Origin of the sequence: Gordonia lacunae (assembly GCF_002149015.1) — a bacterium.
GTDB classification, from domain to species: domain Bacteria; phylum Actinomycetota; class Actinomycetes; order Mycobacteriales; family Mycobacteriaceae; genus Gordonia; species Gordonia lacunae.
The window spans coordinates 59,494-80,253 of record NZ_NGFO01000001.1; the positions used below are offsets into that span (position 1 = coordinate 59,494).

Below are 20,760 nucleotides of genomic sequence, written 5' to 3' on the forward strand. Positions count from 1 at the left end.
ACGTAGGTGTCTCACACTTCGGCAGAACATACACCCGGTGTGTCCGAGGACACAACGTCCGGGGTGGGCGGCGAATGTCTCAGAGCGTGGTGAAGGCGAGCAGGATATCGGCGAGCGCCGCGACGATGTCGTCGAATGTGTCGGGATCGGGCGATTCGCTCCAGCGGTGCACCAAACCGGTGAGCGCCCCCACGAACGCGATCGCGAGGTGACGCTGTCGCGGGGTCGCGGGGCGGTCGGCGAACTCCGACATGGCGGCCACGAAGAACTCGACCCACTCCTCGCGCCCGTCGAGGCGGTGCTGCTCGACGCGCGGGCTCACCCCGACGATCTGGACGAACGACACCGCCGCCCGGCGGGGATCGGTGCCCACCGATTCCATGTAGGCGCGCATCGCCGCCGTGCTCAGGTCGCGGAGGTCGCGAGAACGGCTGGCGGCCAGTGCGTCCGCCACCGCCACGCGGGCGGCGCCCTGCACGGTGTCGTACAGCGCGACCAGCAATTCCTCGCGGTCGGTGAACTCCGCGTAGAACTGCCGGCGAGACAGCCCGGCCACCCGGCAGATCGACGTCACCGACGACTTCGCATAGCCGGTGTCGGTGAACTCGATGAGCGCGGCGTCGAGGAAACGCTGCCGCCGTTCGGCGGCGCGGTCGCTCACCGAACGGCCACCGTATGTGCGTTCGGAGGTCATCGGAGTGGTGATCCGGCTACGAGTCGAGTCTGGACGCGCGGAGGTCGTGTCCCTTCGACGTCAGGCAGCGTCCGGTGGGCAGGTCCCACTGCCATCCGTGCAGATTGCAGGTCAGTTTCTCGCCCTCGATGACCCCGAACTTGCCGAGATCGGCCTTGAGGTGCGGACACCGCCGCTGGATCTCCCAGCCGTCCTTGGTGATCGACGCCGAGTCGTCGTGAGCTTCGGCGAACCACCCGTCGGCGTACGCGATCCGCTCATCGGTCAGGCACTTGAAGAACGTGTACAGGAACTCGTTGTAACCGCCGATCCGCCAGGTGGTGAAGCGCGTCGACAGGAAGATGGTGTTGACCCAGTCGGGCTCGTCGTCGCGTAAAACGGTCCGCACGAGCTCGGTGGCGATGCGGAACCCGTAGCGGTACTTGCCCTCTCCCTCCTTCGGCTCACGCACGATGCGATTCGGGAAGTCGAGGACCACCGTCTCGGTGGCGTCGTTGGCCGCGCCCCCGCCCGGCGTCATGACCAGCCCGACGGGGTATCCGATGCCGTCGCAGATCAGATCCGACTGCGCCATGATCGGCTCGAACAGTTCGCGGAGCGCGCCGATCAGCGGCTCGCCCTCGGCCGGCGCCCAGGTCGCCTTGTCCGCCGCGATGACCGGCGCGAACTTCTCCTTCATGCGCTCGAGGTACGCGCGCTTGTTCTCGCCGAAGACGTCGGCGGGGGCGTACGGGTGCGTGACCTCGTCGAGGACCGGCCCGGAGAACTCGGCGACCGAACCCGACACCATCATCAGACCGCGGTGCTTCTCGCCGTCGTCGGTGCCGTGGATGCGCATCTGCTCCAGGAAGGTCTCCTGGTCGGGGAAGATCGACGTCTCGTCGGCGGTGTCCGCGGACCCGAAGTCGTTGAGATAGAACAGGTCCTCGTCGAGGAACATCGGCGGTCCGGCCGACGGGACCACCCAGGTCGCCCCCACCTGCTCGATGTACGAACGCGCCCGGTCCATTCCGCGCTGGCGCTTCTGAGAAGCGAAGTTGGCCTTGGACTTCCGCGGGATGTCGTAGACCATCGGGTACCAGATCGCGCCCGAGTACTGCAGCAGGTGGACGTCGACGTGTCCGAACGCCTCGTCGATGACGTCGAGGTCGATCGGCCGAGCGTCGTTCATGTTGAAGCACACCGTCTCACCGTCGGAGACGATGAGGCCGCTGTCGCCGATCGGGCCGTCGGCCGGCGCCCGCAGCGCGATGATCATGACGTCGAGCGAACCCTTGTCGTTCGTGACCGTCGTCTTGACCGAGTCGGTGGTCTCGACGAACTTGGTGAAGCCGAGCTTCTCCAGTTCGCGGCGCAGATCCGGCACCGGGTAGTCGGGCAGCAGGACCGTGGCGTCCTTGTTGACGTTCTCGCGCAGGTTGCGCTCGTCGAAGTGATCCCGGTGCAGGTGCGAGACGTAGAGGTAGTCGCAGTCGCCGAGCGACTTCCAGTCGAGTTCGGAGTTGTCCGGGAAGGGCACCCAGGAGGCGAAGTACGTCGGGTTGACCCAGGGGTCGCAGAGGATCGATCCGGCGGTGGTCTGGATGTGGAAACCGGCATGACCGATGCTGGTGATCTGCACGAAGGGGCCTTTCATCGTGTGCGCGGGGCTGCGCGGCAGGGCACTACAGACGTCCAGGGTATCGAGCCGTGCCGAGCGGATGCGTGGGCCATGAGTCCCGTCGGGCATTCGGCGTGAGGAGTCTCACGAGGCAGCCCGAGCGTGACCATGCGTCAGCGGGCCGGGAACCGCCGGCGGTGCTTTCGGGCGGTTTTCGGCGGGAACCGGGCTCCTGAGCGGCGGGATGCCACGATGAACAGGTGATCGGGGAGAACGGGTGAACAGGCGGACCGCATGACGTCGGGGAAACTGTGGCGCGGGCAGACCCTCGCCGACCGGTCCTCCGACCGTCGCGAGCAGATGCTCACCGTCGCCGAGCGGCTGCTGGGCGTCGGCGGCGCGAATGCGGTGACGATGCGTGCCGTGGTGCGCGAGGCCAACCTCAGCCCGCGCTACTTCTACGAGAGCTTCGCCTCGCGTGAGGACCTGGTGACAGCCGTGTACGACCGGGTCACCGAGCAGCTGCTGGCCCAGATCGCCGCCCTCCCGCGCCCGACGGACCGTCGGGAGAGCGTTCGGGAGGTCCTCGACGCGTGTCGGGACTTCTTCGAGGCCGATCCCGGACGGGCGCGGATCCTGCTGCGGGAACCACTCGCCGACGACGTCCTGCGCGCACGCCGGGCGGCCACGGTCCCCGGTTTCGTCGCAGCGGTCCTGGAGATGACCACCGGGGCGCACGCGAGCTCACCCGAGCGTCTCGGCGTCGTCTCGTCGGCGCTGTCGGGCGCGCTGGTCGCGCTGTACCTCGACTACATCGACGGTCGGCTGCTGCTCACCCCCGCGCAACTCGCCGACGCAGCCGTCGACCTCGTGTCGGCCGTGACCCGGATCGCCACCGCCGACGGCGGCGAGGGTTCCGGGGCTAGTGGCTAAGCTCTCTCGCATGGAACCCGTCTACGACACCGTGATCACCGCCGCCCGCCTGCTGTGGCTGGCCGAAGGTCTGAAGTTCAAGGTGTCGGGTGTCGAGCACGTGCCGGCCGACGGTCCCGGCGTCGTCGCGATCAATCACACCGGCTACCTCGACTTCACCTATGCCGGCATCCCGGCCTTCCTGCAGGGGCGTCGCAAGGTCCGCTTCATGGCGAAGAAGGAGGTCTTCGACAACAAGATCTCCGGCCCGATCATGCGCTCACTCAAGCACATTCCCGTCGACCGGGCGCAGGGGGCGGACAGCTACCGCAACGCGGTCGACTACCTCAAGCGGGGGGAACTCGTCGGGGTCTACCCCGAGGCGACGATCAGCCGGAGCTTCGAGCTGAAGGCCTTCAAATCGGGGGCCGCACGGATGGCCATCGAGTCCGGCGCGCCGATCGTCCCCACGGTCATCTGGGGCGCTCAACGTGTCTGGACCAAGGGTCACCCCAAGCAACTGGGCCGGACCGGGTACAAGATCTCGATCGGTGTCTGCGAGCCCCTCGAGGCCACGGGCAGCGCCGACGCCCTCACGGCGAAGCTGCACGAGGTCATGAGTGCGAAACTCCTCGAACTCCAGGACGCCTACGGTGAGCACCCGCAGGGGGAGTTCTGGGTCCCCGCCCGGCTGGGCGGCTCCGCGCCGACGCTCGAGGAGGCCAATCGCATGGATGCCCAGGAGCAGGCCGAACGCGCCGCCAAGCGCGAGCCGCGCGAGGACGACCCCGGAGTGGTCTGACCGGGCAACGCCCCGCCGGTCGGCCCGTCGGGCGTCGGCCTTCGTCGTCGAGGGTGTCGCCGCGCCCCGTTAACCTGGACGCATGAGCGCAGGGAGGCACGGACGCCACGAACCGGTGTATCGCGCCCTGGAACTCATCGCCAACGGGCTCGTCCGGGCCCAGCGCCTCGACCTGCATGTCACCGGCCTCGAGAACATCCCGGACACGGGCGGCGCCGTCCTGTGTGTCAACCACACCGGTTACGTCGACTTCCTCCCCCTCGCGCTCGGCGTCCAGCGCGCCGGCCGCCGCACCCGCTTCCTCATCAAGTCCGAGGTGATGGACATCGGGATCATGCGGTTCCTGGTCAACCACACCAGAACGGTCCCCGTCGACAGGTCGCGCGGCGCGGAGGCCTACCGCGCCGCGCTCGGGCGTCTCCGGGAGGGGTACATCGTCGCCGTCTACCCCGAGGCGACGATCAGCCGCAGCTTCGAGCTCAAGGAGTTCAAGAGCGGGGCGGTCCGGATGGCCGCCGAGGCCGGCGTCCCCATCATCCCGGCGATCGTGTGGGGTGCCCATCGTCAGTGGACGAAAGGGGGAGCGCGGAACATGGGACGCAGCCGGCTCCCCGTGCATGTCCGGTACGGTCTGCCGTTCACCCCCGGGCCGGACGAGTCCCCGGAGCGTGAGACCCTGAGGCTCCGCGAAACCATGAACTCGATGCTCCTCGAGGTGCAGGACTCCTACGGTCCGCACCCACCGGGTGAGTTCTGGGTTCCGTCGCGACTCGGCGGTGCGGCACCGACACCCCAGGAGGCCGCCGTGATCGAAGCCGACGAGGCGCTGCGCAAAGCCGAGGCGCGGGCGAAACGAGCCGCCGACAGAGCTCGGTCGAGAGGAAGCAGACGCTGATGACATTCGGTCCACCCACCCTCATCGCCAGCGACGTGGACGGAACCCTCATCGACGACGAGAACCGGGTCTCCCCGCGCACGTTGTCCGTGCTGGCCGCCGCCCGAGCCGCCGGAGTGGAGTTCGTGCTGGCCACCGGACGGCCTCCGCGATGGATCGCCGAGATCACCGATCAGTTCGCCGGCACCGAGGCGTTCGTCCGGTACGCGGTGTGCGCCAACGGCGCCATCATCTACGACGCCGAGCACGACCGCGTGCTGTGGTCGGCCAACCTCGAGCCCGACGCGCTCGTCAAGCTCGGAGAGATTGCCTACCAACAGATCCCGGGATGTGGCATCGCGGCCGAACGTGCGGGCCGGTCGGCGCACGACGCGGCGACGGCGCCCTTCGTGGCGAGTGCCGGTTACGAGCACGCGTGGCTCAACCCCGACCATGTCGAGGTCGGCGACGACGAGGTGTTCGGTGATCCGGCGGTGAAACTCCTTGTCCGCAAACCGGGTATGGCCTCCGACGAGATGGCCCGCCGGCTGCAACCCGCGGTCGGCGACCTCGCCCAGGTGACCTTCTCCACCGACAACGGACTCATCGAACTGTCCGTGCCGGGAACCCACAAGGCGTCGGGGCTCGCACGCCTCGCCGACCTCACCGGACTCCCGGCCGACGCGGTGATCGCCTTCGGCGACATGCCCAACGACGCCGAGATGCTCACCTGGGCGGGACACGGCGTCGCGATGGGCCACGGTCACCCGGCCGCGCTCGACGCCGCCGACGAGGTCACCGTCGGCAACAACGACGACGGCGTCGCGAAGGTGCTCGAGCGCTGGTTCGCCCAGCGCTGACCACCCGGCCTCAGGCCGCCGGCGGTACCGGGGCGGGTGCTCCCGGATCGGCCGGCGGCGCGCCGGGGTCGGCAGGGGGAGCCGGCGCGGCCGGATCGGCGGGCGGAGTCGGTTCGGGTGCCGGCGCGGCACCTCCGGCGAGCGCGCGGATCGCGGTGAGCGCGGCGTAGCCGTGCACTCCCGGACAGCTGGTGCTGTTGTAGTCGCGGTGCCCGGAGATCACGGGCAGATTCGACTGTGTTCCCGCGGCGAACTTGGTGCCGGCGAACCCTTCTGAGGTCAGTGTCGCCGTGCCGGCGGGGTTGAGTCCGGCCTTGCCGAGACGCCAGCGCAGGAACTTGCCGGTCGCCGACACCATCGCGGCTGTCGGCGGCACCTCTTCGAGATTGCCGATCATCGACACCCCGACGGTCTCCTTGTTGAAGCCGCCCGTGTGCGTGCCCTCGACGTTGCGGTCGAGTCCGCCGAACGCGCCCTCGAAGATCTGCCCGTACTTGTCGATGAGCACGTTGTAGCCGATGTCGCACCAGTTCAGGCTGCGTGCGTGGTAGGCGTAGATACCCCGGACGATCTCGGCGGACTGCTGCGGACTGTAGTCGTTGCTGCCGGCCGTGTGGTGCACGATCGCGCCGCGCATCTGCGGCGAGTACACCGGTTGCGAACAACGGATGGACTCGTCGGCGCCCCACGCCTGGCGGGCCACGACCTGCGGGCCGCCGGTCAGCGGTGTCAGCAGCGACGAGCCCAGACCCAAGAGGCTCTCCGGGCTGATGAGCGTCGCCTTCAGTGCGTTGAGGGCGGTCGTGGCCAGCTGTGTCACCACCTTGCTCGCGGTGCCGACGGCCAGTTGGGCGAGGTCGCCGCCCTGCGTCTCCGCGGCCGGGATCGCGAGTCCGTCCTTGCTCGCGGCGACCTGCACCTCACGCGCGTCGCCGACCCAGACCGGTTCGGTGCCGACCGGGTTCTTCGCGCTGGGCTTCTGTCCGCGCGATATCTGTTCCAAGACGGTCCACGGACCCCACTTGCCGTCGGGGTTCTTGGCGCGCAACTTCAGATCCACGTCGACGGGACGGTCCCAGGTGAACGCCACCATCTTGATGGGCGCCTCGCGCACGATGTGCGTGACCGCGGCCCCGACCTCGCGGCCGTCGCGCATCGTGGGGGTCGCGGGAGTCGTGCTCGACGGCGTTCCGGGTGTTCGCTCACCTCGCGGACCCGGCACCGCGGGGTCGTCCGAGGATTCCCGCGTCGTGGACGGGACCGCGGGCTCGTCGGCCGGCGACCCGGTGGCCGGTGCCTCGGTGGTCGGGTTCGCGGAGGACTCGGGGGTCCCCGACCCGGACGCCGGCGCCGAGGATTCCGACGCCGAACTCTCCGACGCCGGGGATTCCGACGCCGGGGATTCCGACGGCCGGCTTTCTGATGAGGCGGACGGGTCGGTGCTCGTCGATGACCCGCCGGCGGCCGGTACGAGACCCTTCGGCAGCGGGACCGTCAGATCCGGCAGCGGGAACGCGTCCGGATCGATCGGCGGCAGCTCGACGCCCGCCGCGGCGAGACCGGACGACGCGACGTCGATGATGGCGGCGGGCAGCTCCCGCAACGGGACCTGCTCGATCTCGGTGTTGGAGACCGTCTGCTTGTTGTCCACCAACTGCGGCTCGGACTCACTCGCGATCACCACGAAGGGAGTCGCGACGACCGCAGCGGCGATCGCCGCGAGTGCGATCGAGGGTTTCGGTCTGGGGTAACGCACTCAGGTCTCCTCGCAGGTTGGTCGGACCGCGGCACGGGTGGTCTGGGGGGGGGTGTGGTCGGGTCCGGTCAGCCGTCGACATCAGCGCAGCCGAAGGCGCCGAAGCGTCATCGACTGTGCTCGGTACGGCCGTCATCGTCGCCGTCGGCGCGCATCGGCGAGGCCGCCACACGCCGCCGTTCCGTAACTCGTGATGCTCTTGTTATCAATGTGACAGAAGTGATCGATGTGCCGTCGCGATGCGCCAGGGCTCGTTCTCCGTATGACGTCGAGCCCGGAACCCGGACTCGACGTCATACGCATCCGGACGGCTTGTGCAGTCCCGGTCAGAGGTCACGACGGCCCGGGCAACTCGTGATCCGGTTGTGATCCCCTCGGGTTGGAGATCGGCATCTATGTTCACTAGGGTCACTTAAGTCCCAATCGTCACATCAGTCACAGGCGTTACGGAGGTCGCAACGAGCGGCATCCGCGGCTGGTGTCGTCGCGACCGAAGGATGTGTTCTGCAGTGACCAAAGCCCGACCTACACGGCGTCTGCCGCGATGGACGGCGAGCGGCTCGCGGCCCGGACGGGCCCGCAACCGCGCGTTGACCTGGGCCGCGGCGGGGCTGGCGCCCGCACTGCTGGCCGGTGGACTCGCCGTCGCGAGTTCAACGGAATCGGCCGAACAGGTCGAACTCTCGGTCGGGTCGACGGTGACGCTGATCGGGCACGGTCATGGCCACGGCCGCGGAATGGGGCAATGGGGAGCGTACGGCTACGCCCGTAAGGGCTGGACGGCACAGCAGATCCTGCGCCACTACTACGGTGGCACCACCGCGGGGAAGGTGGACAGGCCCGAGATCCTGGTGGCCCTCACGGGTCAGGGCTCGGTGAATGTGCACGCGGACGCCGGCATGCGAGTCGGTGGTCAGACGGTGGCTCCCGGGCAGGCGGTCAGCCTGTCCGGGGGCACGGCCACCATCCTCAGCGGATGCGGTGGTGGGGCGGTGCGATCGGTACCCGCCACGTTCGTCGAACCGCTCAGCATGGCGCCCAGTCGGCCCGCGGGTGAGTTCCTCAAGTTCTGCGGTTCCAACAAGGCCTACCGCGGGGCCATGGGCCTCGAAGGTGGGCGAGTGGTCAACCGCATCCACGTCGACGACTACGTCAAGGGCGTCATCCCGCGCGAGAGTCTGCCCGCGTGGGGCGACTCCGGCGGCGCGGCGGCGTTGCAGGCGCAGGCCGTGGCGGCCCGCACCTACGCGCTCGCGGCGATCGCGGGCGGCAAGAAGATCGACGACACCCAGAATTCGCAGGTCTACGGCGGCGTCGTGGGTGAGGACCGGCGGACCAACGCGGCTGCCGACGCCACCGCAGGCCAGATCCTGTTGCAGAACGGACAGCCGGCCTTCACCGAGTTCTCCGCGTCGACGGGCGGATACACCGCGGGTGGCCGTTTCCCGGCGGTCGTCGACGACGGGGACACGGTCTCGCCCAACCACAACTGGACGGCAACCGTCAGTGCGGGCAGCATCGGATCGGCTTTCGGTGTCGGTGCCCTCCGGAGCTTCGAGGTCATCGAGGCCAACGGCCTGGGTGCCGAGCACGGTCGCGCGATCAAGGTGCGCGCGGTCGGCTCCGGCGGAACCGCGGAGGTGAGCGGGGAAGAAGCGCGTACCAAACTGCAGCTGAAGTCGTCGTGGTTCGCGGTGCAGGGCCAGCCCGCACCGCCCCGCATCGTCAAACCGCCCACCGGTCCCGCATCGCCCGGTGGCGGTGGGATCGACTTCGGCAGTCTCGATCAGCTCGCCGAGCAGATCCTGCCCGGGGCGTCGAAGTTCCTGGACATGGCGACGTCGGCGATGAACGGACGTTTCGCGGACCTCGGTGGGATCACCGGACCCCTGGGTCAGGCGCTCGGCGTGCCGACCCTGACGCCGGACGCCGCGGGCGTCACCCAGCTCTTCGAGAAGGGGATGATGTTCTTCACCCCGGCCACCGGACCGCGGGTTCTGGTCGGCAAGGGGCTCGAGCGTTACCAGGACCGCGGCGGCATCCCGGCGCTGGGCTTCCCCAAACGGGACGCCTTCCGCTGATCCCTCAGGACTCGGGCCCGGCCTCCACGATCTGGACGGCGACGTCGACGAGCTTGGTGTTGGTGTCCTGTGACAACCGCGCGAGCAGCGAGAACGCCTCGCCGGCGTCGAGCTTGTACCGCTCCATGATCATGCCCTTGGCCTGGCCGATGATGTCGCGCGAACCGAGTGCCGCGCGCAGTTGCTGCTTCTCCTGAACGGCCCCGAACGCGGTCGCGGCGTGCGCGGCGAACAGTTCGCCGAGCTGGCGTGCCTCCGGGGTGAACGCCCTCGGCTCGGTGCTGTGCAGATTGAGCGCGGCCGAGTCGTCGCCGTCGATGTAGAGGTAGAAGCAGGCCATCGACCGGATGCCGAGGTCGGCCGCGGCGGCGGCGAAGTTCGGCCAGCGTGTCTCGTCGCGCATGTCGTCGACCCAGACGGTCAGGTCGGCGACCGCGGCCCGAATGCAGGGGCCCTCGCCGAGTTCTCGCTGCAACCGGTCGGCTTCGCCGCCGAGGTCGCCCACCATCACCGGTGTCTCGATCGCGCCGTTGGCGACGAGGGTCACGGTCGCGTACTCGGCGCCCGGGATCGCATCGACCGCGAACTTGGTCATCGAACGAAGCGCCGCCTCGGTGTCGTCACTCTCCTTGCGCATCTCGCTTGCGATCCGCGTCATCCGAGCTCCGAAGTCCGTCAACCCGGTCACCCCTTGCCTCCTCGTGAGACGTCGTTGCGCGCGCCTCAGCTGGACCGACAGCAGAGCGCTGGCTTCGAAACACCCGTTGTCGAAAAGACCATTATGCCGTACCGTGTGCGGGCTCGGCGGAGACCAGTCCCTCTCGTTGCGCAACCGATCCGGTGGATGACGAACTCATCACGTCGATGCAGAAGTCGGTGTCCGAGTACGACGCCGACGGGTGCAGAGGCGAGGAGCGCAACGCGTCGTGCACCTCGTCGCCGGTCCGCGGGTACTCCTCGACTCGCCACCTCCAGTGCACCGCGAGCACCTCGCCGGTCGGTGTCAGCGAATCCGGTAGCCGCGCGATGACCGCGTCGAGGTCCGCGTCGTCGAGGTAGTAGAGGACCTCGCTGAGCACGATCAGGTCGAACCGACCGGACGGCCAGTCGGAGACGATGTCACCGACGCGCACGTCGACCGAGTCGTGGCCGTCGAGTCGCCGGCGGGCGAGCTCCACCGCGCGCGGACTGACATCCGTACACAGCAGATGATCGGTGCGCGTGGCCAACTCGGCGCTCAGCACGCCGATCGAACAACCGGGTTCGAACGCCGACCCGTACCGGGGAGAGCTCAGCGCCGCGAGGGTCAGAGCGTACTTCCGCCGCTCGTACCATCGCGTTGCGAAACCCCACGGGTCGTCGCTGCTGCGGTACATGTCGTGGAAGTAGCTGTCGGGGAGTGATTGTCGCCCGCCGCCGCCGGTGGTGCTGCTGTCGTCGGTCATGCCCTCATCCGTCCTGTCGTCGCCGATCGTGTCCTCGACCGGCCGCGCCACCCTGCTCCACGTCTGACTCGGGTGTCCGGCGTTCACACGAAGACGAACTCTCGGTCGCGGAGCAGCCGGTCGAGAATGTGCGGCCCGAGAACGGCGGCGTCCTCGGGTGCCGGTGACAACGGGCGGATCTGGGTCTCGAAGGCCTGGACCGCCGCACGCTTGGCGACCGCGACGTCGTCGGCGAGGGCGAGGTTGCGCAATCGATTCCACGGGATGTCGGGGTCGTCGGGTTTCGCCCAGTGCCACATCCAGATCGGGTACATCCAGACCGGGACACCGTGCCGATCGCCGACCCGCCGCGCGCACCGCCCGACGGCCTCGTGGTCGGGGTGACCGTCGCGGGCCCACACCGCCAGCAGGGCGGTGGGGAGGTCGGGCTTCTCGGCGATCACCGCGTCGACGATGGCCTCGATCTCGCTGTCGTGGGCCGACAGGGTGCCGTCGCCGAGTCCGCACCACCGGGTCGGTCCGAGGCCCAAGGTCGATGTCGCGGTGTCGACTTCGGCGTGGCGCCGGACGGCCAGCTCGGTCGGGGACAGCGTCGGTGAACCGGGATGGGACGCCGAGCCGTCGGACAGACAGAGCGGAACGACCTCGATCCCTCGTCGGTGGGCGGCCGCCATCGTGCCGCCGACGCCGAGGATCTCGTCATCGGGGTGGGCGGCGAGGACGACGAGACGCCGGACGTCCGGCTCGAAGTCGGGCCACGGCCCCCGCGCCGCGAACCACCGCTGCCACTCCGACTCCGGGGTTCCGTCCGCCGCGGTCGGGGTGGTGCCGAAGCGGTGCGTGGAGGAGCCTTCGCTCGTCACGCCGTCTCCGATCCGGGGCCGGGTATCCGACCCCCGGTCAGTCCGCCCAGCACCGCGAGGTCGCGTTCAGCGTGGGACTGCCGGATGTAGACGGTGAGGTCGGCGACGGCCCGAGCGTGATCGGGATCGGCGGCGAGCGGGCCGGGGCCCAGCGCTCGCCCCACCCGATCGATCACCGCGGTGGCGACCTGTTCGACGGACCAGCGCACCGCGAAGGCGAGTCGTTTCGACGACGCGGTGGGGTCGGCGTCGATCTCACGTGCCGCGGCCTGCAGATGCGCCCATCCGGCGGCGAGTTGGGCGTCGACGGCGCCGGCGTGCATCCGCAGCAGTGGGTCGTCGGAGCCCGCGGCCGCGCGGTAGAGCGGCGCCGCGACCTTGCGGGCCCCGCCGAACCAGCATGCCGCGACCCCGATCCCGCCCTGCCAGAAGCCCGGCCGGTCGAGATAGGCGCCGGGTTCGCCGACCGCGTCGGCCGGGACGGCGTCGAAGCCGACGGACCCTGTGTCGGAGTCCCGCATACCGGCGTTGACCCATCCCGAACTGTCCGCGGAGACCCCGGCGCGGCTCAGATCGACGGCGAAGAGCCGGCTGCCGGCGTCGGTGTGCGCGGTGACCAGCGCATGGGTGCATGACGTCGCCCCCGAGCACCATTCCTTGATGCCGCTCAGTTCCCAACCGTGCGCGACCGCGTGGGCCTGGACGCGGGTGTCGCGGCCCTGGGCGGCCCACACTCCCCAGAACTCGCCCGGGACGGTGCCCCCGCCGCAGATCTCCGCGAGGATGGCGTCGGCGTCGGCATGCGCCTCGACGAGACGGCCCGTGCTGATGTCGTCGGAACAGGCACGGACGAGAGCGGCGAACCGGTCGAGGGTGCGTCCGCCGCCGGGGCGGGGGAGCGCCCACGACGGATCGTCGACGATGGCCCGTGCCCGCGCGGGCGTCACCCGGCCGCCTCCCCGGGCCGGTCGCCGGCGAGGTCGCGCAGGTAGCTCGCGAACCCGTGCCGGGTTCGCCCCGCCCGCCGGGTCGACGTGCGAACCGGGACCTGGGCGCCCCGTTCGATCGCCGCACCCGCGGCGCGCAGCCGATCGACGAGATCGACGTCCTCGTCCGCGTCGAGTTCGGCGAACCCGCCGACGGCGCGATACGTCGAGGCCCGGACACCGAGGTTGGCGCCGTGGACGTGGCCGTGCCCGGGACTCGCGTCGTACTCCCGCCGATATCTCTCGTCGGTCCCCGCCGGCCATCCGTCGAAGCCGTCCGGGGTGACGGTGCCCACATAGGCGTCCGCGCCGGCATCCGCGGCGGCCACATGTCCGACGAGCCAGTCACGCGGGACCGTCGAGTCGGCGTCGGTGGTCGCGAACCACGTGGTGTCGAGCTCCGCGGCGGCCGTGCCGGCGGACGCGAAGCCGGCCCGACGTGCGGCGCCGACGCAGCGGACGTCCACGGCAAGGGCCGACAGGTGAGGTCGGACCAGCAGCGCGGAGTCGTCGTCGCACGCGTCGAGGACCACGATCGTCTCCACGGGTATCGGCACCGCCGTCGCCGCGGCGGCGAGAGCGTCGAGGCAGGCGGGGAGGCGTTCGGCCTCGTTGTGGACCGGGATCACGACGACGACGCGCTCGACCGGCGGGTGCGGTGGTCGTGTCTGCTCCCCGGGGGGCCGTGAGAGGGCTGCCGGCGCCCGGTCGTCGGGCGGTCGAACGAACAGCGGCGTCACGCAAACCCCGAACTACTCACAGGAGAAGGTACGGGCCCGAGGGCTACAGGCCGACGATCGAAACATTACCCGGCTTCCGTGCCAGGCCCCGTGGCTCGGAGATTCCTCAGGGAGGGTCCGTTACCCTGAGGACCCGTGGCAACCAGTAGCGCTTATGACCTGATCGTCGTCGGCTCCGGATTCTTCGGCCTCACCGTCGCCGAACGGGCCGCGACGCAGCTGGGCAAACGGGTCCTCGTGCTCGACCGACGCGACCACCTCGGCGGCAACGCGTACTCCGAACCCGAGCCGACGACCGGTATCGAGATCCACAAGTACGGGGCTCACCTGTTCCACACCTCCAACGAGCGGGTGTGGGAGTACGTCAACCAGTTCACCGATTTCACGAACTACCAGCACCGCGTGTTCGCGCTGCACAACGGGCAGGCCTACCAGTTCCCGATGGGCCTGGGGCTCGTCAGCCAGTTCTTCGGCCGGTACTTCAGCCCCGACGAGGCGCGGAAGCTCATCGCCGAGCAGGCCAGCGAGATCGAGACCGCCGAGGCGCGCAACCTCGAGGAGAAGGCGATCAGCCTGATCGGCCGCCCGCTCTACGAGGCGTTCATCAAGCACTACACCGCCAAGCAGTGGCAGACCGATCCCACGGAGTTGCCCGCGGGCAACATCACCCGGCTGCCGGTCCGCTACACCTTCGACAACCGGTACTTCAACGACACCCACGAGGGTCTGCCGGTCGACGGCTACACCGCATGGCTCCAGAGCATGGCGGCCGACGATCGCATCGAGGTGCGCCTGTCCACCGACTGGTTCGATGTGCGTGAGCAACTGCGCGCCGACAGTCCCGACGCCCCGATCGTGTACACCGGCCCCGTGGACCGCTACTTCGAGTACTCGGCGGGCCGACTCGGCTGGCGCACACTGGATTTCGAGACCGAAGTACTCGACACCGGCGACTTCCAGGGCACCCCGGTGATGAACTACAACGACGCCGACGTCCCGTTCACCCGCATCCACGAGTTCCGGCATTTCCATCCCGAGCGGGACTCCTACCCCGACGACAAGACGGTCATCATGCGGGAGTTCAGCCGCTTCGCCGAGAACGACGACGAGCCGTACTACCCGATCAACACCCCGGAGGACCGGGCGATGCTGACCGCCTACCGCGAGCTCGCTCGTACCGAGACCGCCAGCGCCGGTGTGCTGTTCGGCGGCCGCCTCGGCACCTACCAGTACCTCGACATGCACATGGCGATCGCGAGCGCGCTCACCATGTTCGACAACACCCTGGCACCGCATCTGCGTGATGGTGCGCCGCTGGTGGCCGACCCCGCAGGAGCCGAATAGATGACGGTGACTCCCGTGAACCAATCCGACATCCCCGACGCCGGCGTAGGTCCGTCGAAGGCGACATCCCTTCTGCAGCGCGTGATCTTCCCGCGCGCCGGGGAGCCGCTCGACGTTCGGTCGCTGTATGTCGTGGAGTCCGAGAGCAACAATCGCCGGGCGCACGCCCCGAGCCGGACCTCGGTGCTTCTCGGCGCCGAATCCGAGGTGAGCTTCGAGACCTACTTCAACGCGTTCGCCGCGGCCTACTGGCGGCGCTGGAGCATCCTCGACTCGGTGGTGCTGCGTGTCGAGGTGATCGGCACCTGCCGCGTCGACCTGTACCGCTCCAAGATCGACGGGTCGCGCATCGGCATCGGCGGTGACCTCGTCGACACCGACGAAACCGGACGCGGCGTCGTCGAATTCGAGCTCGACCTGGGCCCGTTCGAGGACGGCGGCTGGATCTGGTTCGACGTCACCACCGACACCGACACCGAGATCGTCTCCGCCGGTTGGTACGCGCCCATCGAGGCACCCACCCCGGACGCGGAGACCAAGCGCGTCACGGTCGGCATCCCGACGTTCAATCGCCCCACCGACGCGGTGAACGCGTTGGCCGCGTTGACCTCCGACCCGATGGTCGACGAGGTGATCGACGCGGTGCTGATGCCCGACCAGGGCACCAAGAAGGTCGTCGACGAACCCGGTTACACCGAGGCCGCCGCGGCTCTCGGCGACCGCCTGCACATCTTCGACCAGGGCAACCTCGGCGGTTCGGGCGGATACGCGCGGATCATGTACGAGGCGCTGCGGCTCACCGACTCGCCCTACGTGCTCTACATGGACGACGACATCGCCATCGAGCCCGACTCGATCCTGCGGGCGCTGGCCATGTCGCGATTCGCCAAGACGCCCATGCTCGTCGGCGGTCAGATGCTCAATCTGCAGGACCGCAGCCACCTGCACTGCATGGGTGAGGTGATCCGCCGCGACACCTTCATGTGGACCGCGGCGCCGTTCGTCGACTACGACCACAACTTCTCGAAGTACCCGCTGCGGGACCGCGAGAACTCGAAGAACCTGCACCGGCGGATCGACGTCGAGGGCAACGGCTGGTGGATGTGCATGATCCCGCGCGAGTGCGCGGAGCAGATCGGTCTGCCGATGCCGCTGTTCATCAAGTGGGACGACTGGGAGTTCGCGCTCCGCGCAGCCAAGGCGGGCTACCCCACGGCCACCGTGCCGGGAATCGCCATCTGGCACATGGCCTGGAGTGACAAGGACGACGCCATCGACTGGCAGGCGTACTTCCACCTGCGCAACCGGCTCGTCGTCGCATCGATCCACCATGACGGTCCGATCAAGGGCATTGTCCGGTCGATGACCAAGGCGACCGCGAAACACCTTCTCTGCCTTGAATACTCCACCGTCGCGATCCAGAACGAGGCAATCCGGGACTTCCTGGCCGGACCCGATCACATCCGCAGCCTGCTGCCGACCGCGCTGCCGAAGGTCGCGCAGATGCGCAAGCAGTACCCGGATGCGGTCGTCCTTCCGTCGGCGACCGAGTTGCCCCGGACCTCCGGCGAGGCAACGCATCTGGGTACCTCGATCCCGCTGAACCCGGTCAGCAAGATCAAGGCGCTGACCGCTGCCGTGGTGAACAACGTCCGCCCGGCCGACCCGCGGCATCACGAGGTGCCGCAGGCCAACTTCCCGCCGATCGAGGCGCGGTGGTTCTCCCTCGGCCGGGTCGACGGTGTCACCGTCACCACCGCCGACGGCCGCGGCGTCGTCTATCGGCAGCGCGACCGCGAGAAGATGATCGAGCTCGCACGTGAACACTTCGCCCTCGTGAAGGAACTGCAGGACAAGTTCCCGGAGATGAAGCAGCAGTACAGGTCTGCGCACCGCGACCTGACGTCGAAGGAGAGCTGGGCGGGTGTCTTCGGAATCTGATGGTCCGGTGGTCGGCAGTGGGGACGACAAGGTGCTGGAGGACCGTGCGGAGACGGGCCGGGTCCCGGCCGACGACATCCCGCGTCCCCTGAACGGCGAGGAGAAGGCCCTCGTGGCCATCCAGGCCGGGATCGGTGGCCGCCCCGGTGTCCGGCCGGCCGCGCGCGGACTGTCGCACGTGGGCGAGCACGCGCTGGGCTGGCTCGCGATCTCGGGGACCGGCTGGGCCCTGGCCCGCCGCCGCGGTGACGTGCGCGCGCAGCAGCTCTGGTTCGAGGCCGGAGTGGGTGCCTTCGGTGCGCACGCCGCGTCGGTGATCATCAAGCGGATCGTCCGGCGGCCTCGACCGGCCCACCCCGCGATCGCGATCGGGGTGTCGACGCCCAGCAAGCTGAGCTTCCCGTCCTCGCACGCCACCTCCACGACCGCGGCGGCGATCCTCATCGGCCGCGCCGCCGGCTGGGACCCGAAGGTGCTGCCCGCCGTCCTGGTGCCGCCGATGCTCGTGTCCCGCCTGGTGCTGGGAGTCCACTACCCGAGCGATGTCACGGCGGGCGCCGCGATCGGTGCCGCGAGCGCAGCGGCGGTCGTCGTGGGCGATAAGGTGCTGCTCGAACCCACCCGGAACAACCCGGACCCCGGGCGCGCCCGCCGTGCGGCGCGCGTCCTGGCCCGGCTCGGCCTCACGGCCGCAGTACCCGGCGGGCCGCTGCGTCTTGCCGCGTCCCCCGTCATCGCGCGGGTGACACGACACAGGGAGAGTGCATGAGCGAGGAGCCGATCGAGCACGGGAAGGTCCTCGGACCGCCGAAGAACCTGACGTCCGGGCTGATCAAGGCCGTCCGGCCGCGGCAGTGGGTCAAGAACGTCCTGGTGCTCGCCGCTCCGCTCGCCGCGGGCAACATCACCGACGCCTCTGTACTGGCCTCCGCCGGGATCGCCTTCGTCGCGTTCTGCCTCGCCGCGTCGAGCATCTACCTGGTCAACGACGCGATGGACGTCGAGTCCGACCGCAACCACCCGACCAAGCGGTTCCGGCCGATCGCCGCCGGCGTCGTGCCGGTGACGCTGGCCTACGTCTTGGCCGTCGTCCTGCTCGTCGGCTCGATCGGGATCGCCTTCCTGGCGAACTGGCAGACGGCCGTGGTCATCGCCATCTACCTGGTCATCCAGCTCGGCTACTGCTTCGGCCTGAAGAACCAGGCCGTCATCGACATCTGCATCGTGTCCTCGGGCTTCCTGCTGCGCGCTATCGCCGGTGGCGTCGCCGCCGAGATCGTGCTGTCGCAGTGGTTCCTGCTCGTGATGGCCTTCGGCTCGCTGTTCATGGCGGCGGGCAAGCGTTACGCCGAGCTCCAGCTCGCCGAGCGCACCGGCGCCAAGATCCGCAAGGCGCTCGAGTACTACACGACCACCTACCTGCGGTTCGTCTGGACGCTGTCGGCGACCGCGGTCGTGATCTTCTACGGCCTGTGGGCCTTCGACAAGGGCTCCGACCACGACACCAACGTCGCGTACGCCATCTCGATGGTGCCGTTCACGGTCGCGATCCTGCGCTACGCGGTCGACGTCGACGGCGGTGCCGCGGGCGAGCCCGAGGAGATCGCGCTCGGCGATCGTGTCCTGCAGCTGCTCGCCGTGGCGTGGCTGGTGTGTGTGGGTGTCGCGGTCTATGCAGTCAATTGATGAGTCGCCAACCGGATTCCGGGCGCTGACGACCGGCCGCACCAAGGTTGCGGCCGTCAGTTTCGTCGTCGGGGCCGTCGTCGTCACCACCTTCTTCGCGATCGGTGCGTGGCAGCGCCGGTGGATCGCCGACGACGGACTGATCGTCCTGCGTACGCTGCGCAACCTCTTCGCCGGCAACGGTCCGGTCTTCAACGCCGGGGAGCGGGTCGAGGCCAACACCTCGACCGCCTGGACCTACCTGTTGTGGTTCTGGGCGTGGATCACCGACGGCCAGCTCGAGTACGTCGCACTCTGGGTGGCGCTGGTGTGCTCGGTGGCCGCGATCCCGATCGCGATGTACGGCAGCGCACGCCTGTTCGGCACCCGGATCGGCGGGATCACCGGCGACGGCTGGACCCTGCTGCTCCCGTTCGGTGCCCTCATCTACATCGCCATCCCGCCCGCCCGCGACTTCGCGACCAGCGGCCTGGAGAACGGCCTCTGCATCTTCTGGGCGGCCGTCCTGTGGTGCCAGCTCGTCGCCTGGGCGCGCCGCGGCCCGCACACGGGCCGCGGGAGCGCGGCGGCCACGCTCGTACTCGCCTTCACCGCCGGTCTGGCGCCGCTGGTCCGGCCCGAGCTGGCCATTCTGGGCGGCCTGGTCCTGTTGCTGGTCTTCTTCGCGCCCCTCGGCTGGAAGATGCGGGTGGGCGTCGTCGTGGTCGCGGGCGCGCTGCCGGTCGGCTATCAGATCTTCCGCATGGGCTACTACGCGCTCCTGGTCCCGAATCCCGCGGTCGCGAAGGACGCCAGCGGTGCGAAGTGGGACCAGGGCTTCGCGTACCTGACCAATCTTTTCGGCCCCTACGTGCTGGTGCTGCCGGTCGTCCTGGCGGCCGTCGCGGGTGTGCTGCTGATCGTCGGCGGCCGGATGCGGGCCGCGGGAGCGGACGCCCCGGGCACCGCCCCGGCCGACACCGGTGAAGCCACCCCGGCGCCGACGTGGTCGTCGCGGCTCGCCGGCTGGTCGCGCCGATTGCAGTCCTCGACCGCGGTCGTGACCGTCGTGGTCCTCGCCGGCATCGTCCTGATCGTCTACTGGATGCGCCAGGGCGGCGACTTCATGCACGGACGGGTGCTGCTGGTGCCGGTGTTCGTCACCCTGCTCCCGCTGATGATCGTGCCGGTGACGATTCCCGGGCACGTCGGCGCGGCGTTCCGTCGCCGGTCGTCGAAGGACTCCGAGTCGGTGATCTCCGACCCCGTGGCCGGCCCGGCCGGCGATCCCGAGCCCGTGGCGGCCGCACCGGCGCCGGGAGATCGTCGCCGCGCGCGGGCTCAACTCGTCGGCGCGGTGGCGATGAGCGGCATGTGGATCACCGTCGTCGTGTGGGCGGTCGCCACGCACGCCAACGTGCTGCCGAACGCCGGTATCGACATCGGTCGCAGCGGCATCGTCGACGAGCGCCGCTTCTACGTCACCAACATGGGCAACGAGAACCCGGTGACGGCCGAGGACTATCTCGATTACCCGCGCATGGCCGCGATGGTCGAGAAGATCGACGAGTATCGCAAGGACGGCGGCGTCATCCTGCCGTCGTTCAACTACGACGAGTGGTACGTGGCGCAGCTGCCGGCCGTCATGCCCAAGGGTGCCGAGCGCCAGGTGACCGTCTATTTCCTCAATCTGGGAATGACGAGCATGAACGCCCCGCTGGATGTGCGCGTCATCGATCAGATGGGTCTGGCGTACCCGCTCGCCGCGCACACCGAACGCCTCGAGGACGGTCGCATCGGGCACGACAAGATCCTGCCGAGCGAGTGGGTCGTCGCCGAGGCGGGCGCGTTCCCGCGCCGTCCCGTGCTGCCCGGGTACCTCGACGAGGATCTGGTCCGCCAGGCCCAGGTCGCCCTGCAGTGCCCGGAGACCAAGGACCGCTTCGCCTCGTTCGAGGCCCCCTGGTCCTTCGATCGCTTCAAGCACAATCTGCGGCAGGCGTTCACCTTCAACAGCTATCGAATCCAGCGCGAGCCGGAGTACGAGATCCAGCGCTGCGGGCTGGAGATGCCGCCGCCGGTCCACCCGCGCTAGCGACGCGCCTCCGAGCGTCGTACCCGAGCACACGACACCAAGAGAACGCATAGAAAACGCGGGGCCGAACCTGTGGAGTTGCCGTCGAACATCTCGGATCGG

The 20,760-nt window shown here is 69.2% G+C and carries 18 protein-coding genes; 10 read left to right on the forward strand and 8 right to left on the reverse strand.

Features of this window, described 5'->3' with window-relative positions; translation table 11 throughout:
• Positions 1-79: 79 nt before the first annotated feature.
• The gene (locus CA982_RS00300; RefSeq protein WP_086533363.1) at positions 80-694 is read right to left on the reverse strand and encodes a TetR/AcrR family transcriptional regulator; all 615 of its coding nucleotides are present in this window, start codon (positions 692-694) and stop codon (positions 80-82) included.
• A 16-nt stretch (positions 695-710) separates the two neighbouring features.
• The gene (locus tag CA982_RS00305) at positions 711-2,315 is read right to left on the reverse strand and encodes a Rieske 2Fe-2S domain-containing protein (RefSeq protein WP_086533603.1); all 1,605 of its coding nucleotides are present in this window, start codon (positions 2,313-2,315) and stop codon (positions 711-713) included.
• A 273-nt stretch (positions 2,316-2,588) separates the two neighbouring features.
• Here CA982_RS00305 and CA982_RS00310 point away from each other — a divergent pair, with 273 nt between their 5' ends.
• From CA982_RS00310 to CA982_RS00325, 4 genes are all read left to right on the forward strand, one after another.
• Complete coding sequence (locus tag CA982_RS00310; RefSeq protein ID WP_086533364.1) at positions 2,589-3,227, forward strand: TetR/AcrR family transcriptional regulator; 639 nt, start codon at positions 2,589-2,591, stop codon at positions 3,225-3,227.
• 10 nt (positions 3,228-3,237) lie between these two features.
• Positions 3,238-4,008 (forward strand): lysophospholipid acyltransferase family protein, encoded by a 771-nt coding sequence (locus tag CA982_RS00315; RefSeq protein WP_086533365.1) that lies wholly within the window; start codon positions 3,238-3,240, stop codon positions 4,006-4,008.
• Between the two features lie 82 nt (positions 4,009-4,090).
• Complete coding sequence (locus CA982_RS00320) at positions 4,091-4,903, forward strand: lysophospholipid acyltransferase family protein (protein ID WP_167383309.1); 813 nt, start codon at positions 4,091-4,093, stop codon at positions 4,901-4,903.
• Positions 4,903-5,742 (forward strand): Cof-type HAD-IIB family hydrolase, encoded by an 840-nt coding sequence (locus CA982_RS00325; protein WP_086533367.1) that lies wholly within the window; start codon positions 4,903-4,905, stop codon positions 5,740-5,742. The genes CA982_RS00320 and CA982_RS00325 overlap by 1 nt, the downstream gene beginning before the upstream one ends.
• A 10-nt stretch (positions 5,743-5,752) precedes the next feature.
• Here the strand turns inward: CA982_RS00325 and CA982_RS00330 are convergent, their stop codons facing one another.
• Entirely contained in the window at positions 5,753-7,498 is a 1,746-nt protein-coding gene (locus tag CA982_RS00330; protein ID WP_086533368.1) for an N-acetylmuramoyl-L-alanine amidase, read from the reverse strand.
• 497 nt (positions 7,499-7,995) lie between these two features.
• Here CA982_RS00330 and CA982_RS00335 point away from each other — a divergent pair, with 497 nt between their 5' ends.
• Positions 7,996-9,579 (forward strand): SpoIID/LytB domain-containing protein, encoded by a 1,584-nt coding sequence (locus tag CA982_RS00335; protein ID WP_244176070.1) that lies wholly within the window; start codon positions 7,996-7,998, stop codon positions 9,577-9,579.
• Between the two features lie 4 nt (positions 9,580-9,583).
• Here CA982_RS00335 and CA982_RS00340 read toward each other — a convergent pair whose 3' ends face one another.
• From CA982_RS00340 to CA982_RS00360, 5 genes are all read right to left on the reverse strand, one after another.
• A complete protein-coding gene (locus CA982_RS00340) occupies positions 9,584-10,267 on the reverse strand; it encodes a GAF and ANTAR domain-containing protein (RefSeq protein WP_086533370.1) in 684 nt (227 codons plus the stop codon).
• Positions 10,268-10,358: 91 nt separating this feature from the next.
• Complete coding sequence (locus CA982_RS00345) at positions 10,359-11,024, reverse strand: class I SAM-dependent DNA methyltransferase (RefSeq protein ID WP_086533604.1); 666 nt, start codon at positions 11,022-11,024, stop codon at positions 10,359-10,361.
• 83 nt (positions 11,025-11,107) lie between these two features.
• Positions 11,108-11,887 carry a PIG-L deacetylase family protein gene (locus tag CA982_RS00350; RefSeq protein WP_086533371.1) on the reverse strand — a complete coding sequence of 260 codons (780 nt, stop codon included), beginning with the start codon at positions 11,885-11,887 and terminating at the stop codon, positions 11,108-11,110.
• Positions 11,884-12,834, reverse strand: coding sequence for an acyl-CoA dehydrogenase family protein (locus tag CA982_RS00355; RefSeq protein ID WP_086533372.1), 951 nt, complete (start codon positions 12,832-12,834; stop codon positions 11,884-11,886). Before CA982_RS00355 ends, CA982_RS00350 begins: the two co-directional genes overlap by 4 nt.
• Positions 12,831-13,613, reverse strand: coding sequence for a glycosyltransferase family 2 protein (locus tag CA982_RS00360; RefSeq protein ID WP_086533373.1), 783 nt, complete (start codon positions 13,611-13,613; stop codon positions 12,831-12,833). Before CA982_RS00360 ends, CA982_RS00355 begins: the two co-directional genes overlap by 4 nt.
• Before the next feature lie 135 nt (positions 13,614-13,748).
• Here CA982_RS00360 and glf point away from each other — a divergent pair, with 135 nt between their 5' ends.
• The 5 genes from glf to CA982_RS00385 are packed head-to-tail and all read left to right on the forward strand — an operon-like array spanning position 13,749 to position 20,658.
• Positions 13,749-14,957 (forward strand): UDP-galactopyranose mutase, encoded by a 1,209-nt coding sequence (glf, locus tag CA982_RS00365; RefSeq protein WP_086533374.1) that lies wholly within the window; start codon positions 13,749-13,751, stop codon positions 14,955-14,957.
• Positions 14,958-16,898 (forward strand): glycosyltransferase, encoded by a 1,941-nt coding sequence (locus tag CA982_RS00370; RefSeq protein WP_086533375.1) that lies wholly within the window; start codon positions 14,958-14,960, stop codon positions 16,896-16,898.
• On the forward strand, positions 16,882-17,667 hold the full coding sequence (locus CA982_RS00375) for a phosphatase PAP2 family protein (RefSeq protein ID WP_425269009.1): 786 nt from the start codon (positions 16,882-16,884) through the stop codon (positions 17,665-17,667). Before CA982_RS00370 ends, CA982_RS00375 begins: the two co-directional genes overlap by 17 nt.
• Positions 17,664-18,584 carry a decaprenyl-phosphate phosphoribosyltransferase gene (locus tag CA982_RS00380; RefSeq protein WP_086533376.1) on the forward strand — a complete coding sequence of 307 codons (921 nt, stop codon included), beginning with the start codon at positions 17,664-17,666 and terminating at the stop codon, positions 18,582-18,584. Before CA982_RS00375 ends, CA982_RS00380 begins: the two co-directional genes overlap by 4 nt.
• Positions 18,571-20,658: an arabinofuranosyltransferase AftB family protein gene (locus CA982_RS00385; protein ID WP_086533377.1), complete on the forward strand. Its 2,088-nt coding sequence runs from the start codon at positions 18,571-18,573 to the stop codon at positions 20,656-20,658. The genes CA982_RS00380 and CA982_RS00385 overlap by 14 nt, the downstream gene beginning before the upstream one ends.
• Positions 20,659-20,760 lie beyond the last annotated feature (102 nt).

Coding starts and splice junctions, on each gene's coding strand:
- CA982_RS00300 (WP_086533363.1), bottom strand. CDS start 694: ATGACCTCCGAACGCACATACGGTGGCCGTTCGGTGAGCGACCGCGCC.
- CA982_RS00310 (WP_086533364.1), top strand. CDS start 2,589: ATGACGTCGGGGAAACTGTGGCGCGGGCAGACCCTCGCCGACCGGTCC.
- CA982_RS00315 (WP_086533365.1), top strand. CDS start 3,238: ATGGAACCCGTCTACGACACCGTGATCACCGCCGCCCGCCTGCTGTGG.
- CA982_RS00320 (WP_167383309.1), top strand. CDS start 4,091: ATGAGCGCAGGGAGGCACGGACGCCACGAACCGGTGTATCGCGCCCTG.
- CA982_RS00325 (WP_086533367.1), top strand. CDS start 4,903: ATGACATTCGGTCCACCCACCCTCATCGCCAGCGACGTGGACGGAACC.
- CA982_RS00335 (WP_244176070.1), top strand. CDS start 7,996: ATGTGTTCTGCAGTGACCAAAGCCCGACCTACACGGCGTCTGCCGCGA.
- CA982_RS00345 (WP_086533604.1), bottom strand. CDS start 11,024: ATGACCGACGACAGCAGCACCACCGGCGGCGGCGGGCGACAATCACTC.
- CA982_RS00370 (WP_086533375.1), top strand. CDS start 14,958: ATGACGGTGACTCCCGTGAACCAATCCGACATCCCCGACGCCGGCGTA.
- CA982_RS00380 (WP_086533376.1), top strand. CDS start 17,664: ATGAGCGAGGAGCCGATCGAGCACGGGAAGGTCCTCGGACCGCCGAAG.
- CA982_RS00385 (WP_086533377.1), top strand. CDS start 18,571: ATGCAGTCAATTGATGAGTCGCCAACCGGATTCCGGGCGCTGACGACC.